This is a genomic window from Sutterella sp., assembly GCF_030539355.1.
Taxonomy (GTDB): Bacteria; Pseudomonadota; Gammaproteobacteria; order Burkholderiales; family Burkholderiaceae_F; genus Sutterella.
The window spans coordinates 25,386-31,420 of the sequence record NZ_JAUNSF010000021.1; the positions used below are offsets into that span (position 1 = coordinate 25,386).

The following is a 6,035-nucleotide window of genomic DNA, read 5'->3' on the forward strand; positions in this document are numbered from 1 at the left end:
AACTGCGGCCGAGACCTCCCGCGTGGCCGCCGTCGACGCTCAGACGAAGGCCGAGGCGGCCGAGGCCGGGGCGGTCACTGCTCAGACGGCCGCGCAGGCGGCCCAGACCGGAGCGGAGACGGCACAGGCCGGCGCAGAAGCGGCTCAGGTCAAGGCCGAGACCGCGGAGAGCGGTGCGTCGACGAGCGCGACGAATGCCGCCGCTTCGGCCACGGCCGCGGAAACCTCGGCGACTGAGGCGAAGGCCTCCGAGACGGCCGCAGGCACGTCCGCGACCGCGGCTGCAGGCTCGGCCACCAAGGCGGCCGGGAGCGCGACCCTCGCCGCGGAGAAGGCTGACGCGGCCGCCGCATCCGCGACGAAGGCGGCCACGAGCGAAGCCGCGGCCCTGCAGGCTCAGGAAGGCGCGGAGACCGCGCAGACCGCAGCCGAAACCGCCCAGGCGGCCGCCGAGGAGGCGCTCGCGCACGTTCAGGGGCTCACGGGCCTCACCATCAACGCTGACGGCCTTCTGTGCTGTCGCTTTAAGGAGTCCGCATAATGGCTGACACCACCACTGAAAGCACCACCGACACAGCCTCGAGTGTCCTCGAGAAGCCGATCGTCCTCGACGAGACCGCGCAGGCCGGGAACGCCCTGCTCACGGCGCAGAACGCGCTCATCGAGGCTCAGAACACACTCCTCACCGAGCGGAACGCCCTGCTCACCGAGGCGAACGGGTATCAGAAGATCATCGCGGCCGCGCAGGTCGTGCAGGCTTCGCGCATCATCTCCGACCTCACCCTCGCCGAGTTCCGGATGCTTGTCCGGAACAACACGGCCGAGCAGATGAAGGAGCTCGTCCCGCTCGGGACCCGCTTCGTGGTTCCCTGGAAGGATGCGCAGCTCTCCGCGACGGCGAACATGGAGTTCGAGGTCGTGCACTACGGCACGTGCGAGACCGAGACCGGCGAGACCGTGAAGTGCGCCTACCTTCAGAGCCACTACCTCACGGTCCGCGCCATTCAGTTCTCGAACTACTGCGCGTTCAAGTACTGCTCCGAGGAACTCCCGGCCGGGACGTACAAGTTCACGATGGGGCAGTCCTGGGGGACGAGCAACGTGGTCGCCGGCGACGTGATCTCCTTCACTCTCGAGAGCGCCGTTCCCGCGGGCGGACAGCTCGCCGGCATGCAGCGAGCCCCGGACGTCGACAAGACCACCTGGACCATCACCTCGCACGCGAGCCCCGCGACCGCCGACGCCACCGAGACCGTGACACTCACCTTCAACGCCGCGCCCGAAAGCGCGACGGACCTCGGCACGATCAACCTCGGCCACACGTCCGGGAATGATCTCTGGTCCGTCTATACGGCCGCCTACGGCTACGGCCGATGGGACGTTTCTGCGATCAGGCAGTACCTCAACTCGGCCGAGCTCGTTGGCAAATGGTGGGAGCCGCAGCACAACTACGACCGCCCGCCTGCCGAGCTCTCGAAGTACGACGGCTTCCTCGCTGGCTTCTCCTCGGACTTCCTCGACCTCATCAAGCCGATCAAGGTGCGCTCGTACCTGAACAAGCTCATCGACGAGGACAAGGAGCAGGACTACGTCGAGACCTACGACCGCTTCTTCCTGCCGAGCCTGCAGCAGATCAACGTCGCCTCCTACGACAGCACGGTCGGGGATGAGGGCGAGACGTGGGAGCGCTATCAGGAGATCCTCGGCACGACCGAGCGCGTCGCGCTCTACGGCACGTATGAGAAGCTCCGCAAACTCGACTACAGCGTCCACACGACCTACAGCACGTGGCGTCTGCGCTCGGCGAGCCGTAGCGGCAACTCGAGCACCACGGCCATCGTCACCCAGGCAGGCGTCGTTGGCAGCAGCTACGCGGCCGCCGCGAGTTACTGCGCCCCCGCTTGTGCAATCTACTAACTCATCCGGACCCATCGGCGCGACCCACGGATCGCGCCGGGCCCGAACACTGAAGGAGGACCGATGACGGTCCCGGTCTCACGACGTGGCGAGAACAAGCTCGAGGTAATCAATCGAGCCCGATACCTCGCGAAGGAAGGCCGCATCACGCGAGTCCATGTGGACGAATGCTTCCGCGCATGGCTCGCACACGCCGAGCAGGGCGACACCTGGAAGGTCCGAACCCGGCTCGCCGCCTACTACAACTCACTATGGAGGACATCTCATGTCCACTGAAGCAGATCGAGATCTCGCCATCGAGCATCTCATCGCCGATCTCGCGCAGACCAAGGCGAACCAGGACTACATCGCCATGATGGGCGACATCGAGCTCCCGACTGACGGCGACGAAACCTCCGGCGGATCCGTCGAGGAGTCCGTCCTCGAGGACGAGGCCGCCGTCGACGAGACCACGGCCGAAACCGAAACCACTGAGGAGGCCTGACATGGCTGAGACCGAACACTCCGCGAAGTACGCGCTCATCAAGAAGTACTACGACCGGAAGCTCTGGAACCGCACGATGGTCCGGAACGCGGTCATAAAGAAGTGGATCACCGCCGACGAGTACACCGAGATCACCGGCGAGGATTACGCCGAATAACCCTGAAGCCCGCATCCCGCGGGCTTTTCTTTTGGAGACGAGCTATGGCCATCATTCAATCCCCCACCATTGAGGCGACGTCCTCGGTCTTCACCGACCTCGCGGACAGCCTCGACACCCGCTCCACCGCCGAGAAGGCGGCCGTCGGCCTCGCGGAGATCTTCGGCATCACCGATCCGACGGCCGACCAGATCAAGGCCTGCGCCGACTGGGTGAACGCCGCGAGCGTCTCCTTCGAGGCCGAGAAGACTCAGGTGCGCCGCGATACGCGCACGCCGTGGATCGGCATCAGCGTGCTCGCGCTCGTCGCCGGCGCCACCCTGCACTGGCTCTACACCCTGGTCTTCTAAGGAGTGGCCATGGCCTACAGGTATCTGCCAACGGGCTATGAGCTCTACCTCGCGAAGGTCGGCGCCGTCCTCGGCGCCCTCTGGGGCCTCGCCCTCGGCAAGGTCGAGATCCTTGTCTGGTGGTACCTGGCGGTCATGGTCTTCGACTTCGTGACCGGCGTATGGGCCGCCTGCAAGAACGACGTCTTCTCGCCCGAGTACTTCCAGCACGGGCTCGTCAAGAAGTTCCTCGTGCTGGCGATCATCTGCCTCGCCCGAGGCCTCGACGTCTGCCTCGCCTTCGCGCTTTTCGACTTCCCGGTGGCGCAGTGCGCGTTCCTGACGGCCTTCATGGCGACGGACTTCGCGAGCTCCACCAAGAACATCGAGGAGGCCGGCTACGGCGACGTGCTGCCGCCGATCCTGAAGCGCCTGGTGGCATCCATGCCCTCGCGCCTCGAGGGCGTCATCAGCACAGGACTGACCCGTGCCGGCCTTCCGGAACAACCTCAAAAGGAGAGTCATCATGACGAACCTTCTCCCTGACATTACTGCCGGCGACGTCGCCGAGCTCGACCCTGCAGAGCGCACGCCCTGCGAGGTGTGGACCCGCGTGATGGGCTATCACCGCCCGATCGCGAGCTTCAACATCGGCAAGAAGGGCGAGGCGGCCGAGAGGCTGCACTTCACCGAGCATGCCGCGGCGAGCCACCCGCGGCCGTTGCCGCACGAGGTGGCGCGATGAAAGCTGAGTACAGCAGCTTCTCGCCGGAGGTCATCGCTCAGTTCATCAAGGACGAGAACCTTGAGGGCTTCAGCGCGGAGGCCTATCGCTGTCCGGCCGGCGTGCTCACGATCGGCTACGGACACACCGGCGTGGACGTCGTCGAAGGCATGCAGCTCGACGAGCACCATGCGTGGATCCTTCTGATCGCGGACTGCGAGCGCACGGCGAAAGCCTTCGCGCCGTACGTCAAGGTGCCGGTGAGCGAGACCCAGTACATCGCACTCACCTCGCTCGCCTTCAATGTGGGCGTCAGCTACGTCACCCGCAGGTGTCCGCGGCTGATGAGCGCGCTCAACAGAGGTGCCTATCAGGCGTGCGCTGACGAGTTCCTCGACATCACCCGCGCAGGCGGCAGAGTGTTACCTGGGCTCGTCCGGCGACGCCAGCTCGAGGCGGCGCTCATGCGGCAGGGCTGACCATGGCCGCGAGCACTTACCTCAAGGCCGGGGCGATCGCGCTCGCCCTGGTCATCGCCGCGGCCGGCGGATGGCGCGCGCGGGATCTCCGCGCCGAGCGCGACGAGGCGAAGCTCTACCTGCAATGGGCCGACGACTCGCTCGCGCTCTCAGAGGACTACAGACAAAGGGAGAAGGCCCATGCTGAAGACATGGCCAAGCTTGAAGCGCAGGTGCGCAAAACCACTGCTGACGTCGCTCGCGTCAGTGCTCGTGCTGACCGGCTGCAGCGCGAACTCACCGCAGCCAGCCGTCGCCTGCCCGGATCCGGTGATGCCGAGCTGGCAGCCAAGCTCACCAGCTGCACGCGACTACTCGGACGAGGCGCAGGCCTGGTTGGACGAGGTGTCGAGCTTTCTGGAGTCACTGCCGTCGAGCGCGACGGACTCCTCAGCGCCGGCAAGTGAGTGACGACGTCGACACGTCGCCGCGGACATGTCGAAGACCTCGCGAACCTTCGACATCAACAATTCGAAACCCCTCGGGCTTCGGCCTCGAGGGGCGTCCTTTTTTCGTTTCTAAAACCGCATATTTCTACGGTTTTAACCATTCGAGCGGCATGATCGTATCGGCCCACGTCTGCATGATCGGCCGTCGCTTCTCGAGGAGGTCCGTGCGGAGATATGACTGCACGACCGCATTCCCCGCGGCGTGCATCAGCGCCTTCTCCGAAGCCGCCCAGTCAATGCCGGCCTCGGCCGCCCAGTCGCGGAAGGTGCTCCGGCAGCCGTGCATGGTGCCCTTGCCGACCCGTCTCTTGATCACGACCACGGGGACGCGCCGATCGATGTGCGGCACACCCTTGCGGTAGGAAGGGAAGATGTAGTCGGTCGTCCTGGGCAAGCGCGCGAGCAGCAGCATGGCCTGCTCGGAGAGCGGCACGCGGTGAGGGTCCTCCTTGCGGTCCTTGCGCCGATAGAAGGCCCAGATGCGGCGCTTCTCATCGATCTCCGACCACTTTGCCCCCACGGCCTCATGAATGCGGGTGCCCGTCAGGGCGCAGAAGGCGATCGCGGCCCATATCCTCGGCGGGTCTCGCCAGTCGGTGAGCGCGAGCATGTTGCGCAGATCGTCGACGGTGAGCGCCTCGTGATGCTTCGTCTTGTGAATGCGGGATATGGGCGGCAGGAAGAAGTCCAGGTTGCCCCTCCACGAGGCCGGATTCGGCGGCTGCATGCGGCCCGTCGCGATGCCGTAGGCAAGCACGGCCTCGCAGAGTGAGCGGACAAGCTTCGCCGTCGGAGGCATCTTTTCCCACAGTGGCCTGAGCACCTCGAGCACGTCGTCGCGCGTGATCTTGGCCACGGGGCGGGCTCCGATGACCGGCAGAAGGTGGATCTCCAGAACGCGCCGCCATCGCTCAACGACCTTCGGCTCGGAAGGGCGCCTTGCCGCCTCGAGCGCCGGCAACGCCTCCGCAGTGAGCTCGGCCATGGTGATGAGCTTACCCTGCGGCGCGGCCATCTCCTGTCGACGCTCCCTGCGCTGCGCCGCTGGATCCACGCCCTGCGCGACGAGCTCGCGGGCGCGCTGCAGCTGCGCTCGCGCGGCCGTGATGCCCATCTCGTCGAGGTGGCCGAGCATCACCTCCTTGCGCTTGCCGGCGACGGTGTAGACGTAGACCCATGACATGCGCCGCCCCTCTCGCTTGCGCACGTAGAGTCCGCGCTCTACCCTGTGGAATCCGTCGGGCTTCTTCTCAATCTGTGCCTCGATCTGATTTTTCGCCATAAGTTCCGCCATAAGAGTTGATGACATGACAAGGAGCTAGGATGACACGGAATGAGAAGAAAGGCACTACGGACCAACCCCAAGAGCCCTTGATTGGCGCGGGATTGAGAAGGCTTGACATTTTGATGAGAAGCTATGCAAAGGAAGGATGAACCCTGTATGACAGTCCTTGAAG

Annotated in this window: 11 protein-coding genes; 10 read left to right on the top strand and 1 reads right to left on the bottom strand. The window is 65.2% G+C overall.

The window, feature by feature from the left end; genetic code table 11:
* From Q4F91_RS05430 to Q4F91_RS05475, 10 genes are all read left to right on the top strand, one after another.
* A partial coding sequence (locus tag Q4F91_RS05430; RefSeq protein WP_303335355.1) for a hypothetical protein occupies positions 1 to 541 on the top strand: 541 nt, incomplete at its 5' end.
* Entirely contained in the window at positions 541 to 1,917 is a 1,377-nt protein-coding gene (locus Q4F91_RS05435; protein ID WP_303335359.1) for a DUF6273 domain-containing protein, read from the top strand. The genes Q4F91_RS05430 and Q4F91_RS05435, both read left to right, overlap by 1 nt.
* A 63-nt stretch (positions 1,918 to 1,980) precedes the next feature.
* A complete protein-coding gene (locus tag Q4F91_RS05440) occupies positions 1,981 to 2,193 on the top strand; it encodes a hypothetical protein (protein ID WP_303335361.1) in 213 nt (70 codons plus the stop codon).
* On the top strand, positions 2,183 to 2,401 hold the full coding sequence (locus tag Q4F91_RS05445) for a hypothetical protein (RefSeq protein ID WP_303335364.1): 219 nt from the start codon (positions 2,183 to 2,185) through the stop codon (positions 2,399 to 2,401). The genes Q4F91_RS05440 and Q4F91_RS05445 overlap by 11 nt, the downstream gene beginning before the upstream one ends.
* A 1-nt stretch (position 2,402) precedes the next feature.
* Positions 2,403 to 2,558 (top strand): XkdX family protein, encoded by a 156-nt coding sequence (locus Q4F91_RS05450; RefSeq protein ID WP_303335366.1) that lies wholly within the window; start codon positions 2,403 to 2,405, stop codon positions 2,556 to 2,558.
* 44 nt (positions 2,559 to 2,602) lie between these two features.
* A complete protein-coding gene (locus Q4F91_RS05455) occupies positions 2,603 to 2,908 on the top strand; it encodes a hypothetical protein (RefSeq protein ID WP_303335369.1) in 306 nt (101 codons plus the stop codon).
* 9 nt (positions 2,909 to 2,917) lie between these two features.
* Complete coding sequence (locus tag Q4F91_RS05460) at positions 2,918 to 3,433, top strand: phage holin family protein (RefSeq protein WP_303335373.1); 516 nt, start codon at positions 2,918 to 2,920, stop codon at positions 3,431 to 3,433.
* Positions 3,414 to 3,632, top strand: a complete 219-nt coding sequence (locus Q4F91_RS05465; RefSeq protein WP_303335378.1) for an anaerobic ribonucleoside-triphosphate reductase — start codon at positions 3,414 to 3,416, stop codon at positions 3,630 to 3,632. The genes Q4F91_RS05460 and Q4F91_RS05465 overlap by 20 nt, the downstream gene beginning before the upstream one ends.
* On the top strand, positions 3,629 to 4,090 hold the full coding sequence (locus Q4F91_RS05470) for a lysozyme (RefSeq protein ID WP_303335381.1): 462 nt from the start codon (positions 3,629 to 3,631) through the stop codon (positions 4,088 to 4,090). Before Q4F91_RS05465 ends, Q4F91_RS05470 begins: the two co-directional genes overlap by 4 nt.
* A 2-nt stretch (positions 4,091 to 4,092) precedes the next feature.
* On the top strand, positions 4,093 to 4,536 hold the full coding sequence (locus Q4F91_RS05475; protein WP_303335383.1) for a hypothetical protein: 444 nt from the start codon (positions 4,093 to 4,095) through the stop codon (positions 4,534 to 4,536).
* A 127-nt stretch (positions 4,537 to 4,663) separates the two neighbouring features.
* Here the strand turns inward: Q4F91_RS05475 and Q4F91_RS05480 are convergent, their stop codons facing one another.
* Entirely contained in the window at positions 4,664 to 5,860 is a 1,197-nt protein-coding gene (locus Q4F91_RS05480; RefSeq protein ID WP_303335385.1) for a site-specific integrase, read from the bottom strand.
* Between the last annotated feature and the right edge of the window lie 175 nt (positions 5,861 to 6,035).

Bases quoted from the DNA above. Each gene is read 5' to 3' on its own strand.
- Q4F91_RS05435 (WP_303335359.1), top strand. From the start codon at position 541: ATGGCTGACACCACCACTGAAAGCACCACCGACACAGCCTCGAGTGTC.
- Q4F91_RS05440 (WP_303335361.1), top strand. From the start codon at position 1,981: ATGACGGTCCCGGTCTCACGACGTGGCGAGAACAAGCTCGAGGTAATC.
- Q4F91_RS05445 (WP_303335364.1), top strand. From the start codon at position 2,183: ATGTCCACTGAAGCAGATCGAGATCTCGCCATCGAGCATCTCATCGCC.
- Q4F91_RS05450 (WP_303335366.1), top strand. From the start codon at position 2,403: ATGGCTGAGACCGAACACTCCGCGAAGTACGCGCTCATCAAGAAGTAC.
- Q4F91_RS05455 (WP_303335369.1), top strand. From the start codon at position 2,603: ATGGCCATCATTCAATCCCCCACCATTGAGGCGACGTCCTCGGTCTTC.
- Q4F91_RS05460 (WP_303335373.1), top strand. From the start codon at position 2,918: ATGGCCTACAGGTATCTGCCAACGGGCTATGAGCTCTACCTCGCGAAG.
- Q4F91_RS05465 (WP_303335378.1), top strand. From the start codon at position 3,414: ATGACGAACCTTCTCCCTGACATTACTGCCGGCGACGTCGCCGAGCTC.
- Q4F91_RS05470 (WP_303335381.1), top strand. From the start codon at position 3,629: ATGAAAGCTGAGTACAGCAGCTTCTCGCCGGAGGTCATCGCTCAGTTC.
- Q4F91_RS05475 (WP_303335383.1), top strand. From the start codon at position 4,093: ATGGCCGCGAGCACTTACCTCAAGGCCGGGGCGATCGCGCTCGCCCTG.
- Q4F91_RS05480 (WP_303335385.1), bottom strand. From the start codon at position 5,860: ATGGCGAAAAATCAGATCGAGGCACAGATTGAGAAGAAGCCCGACGGA.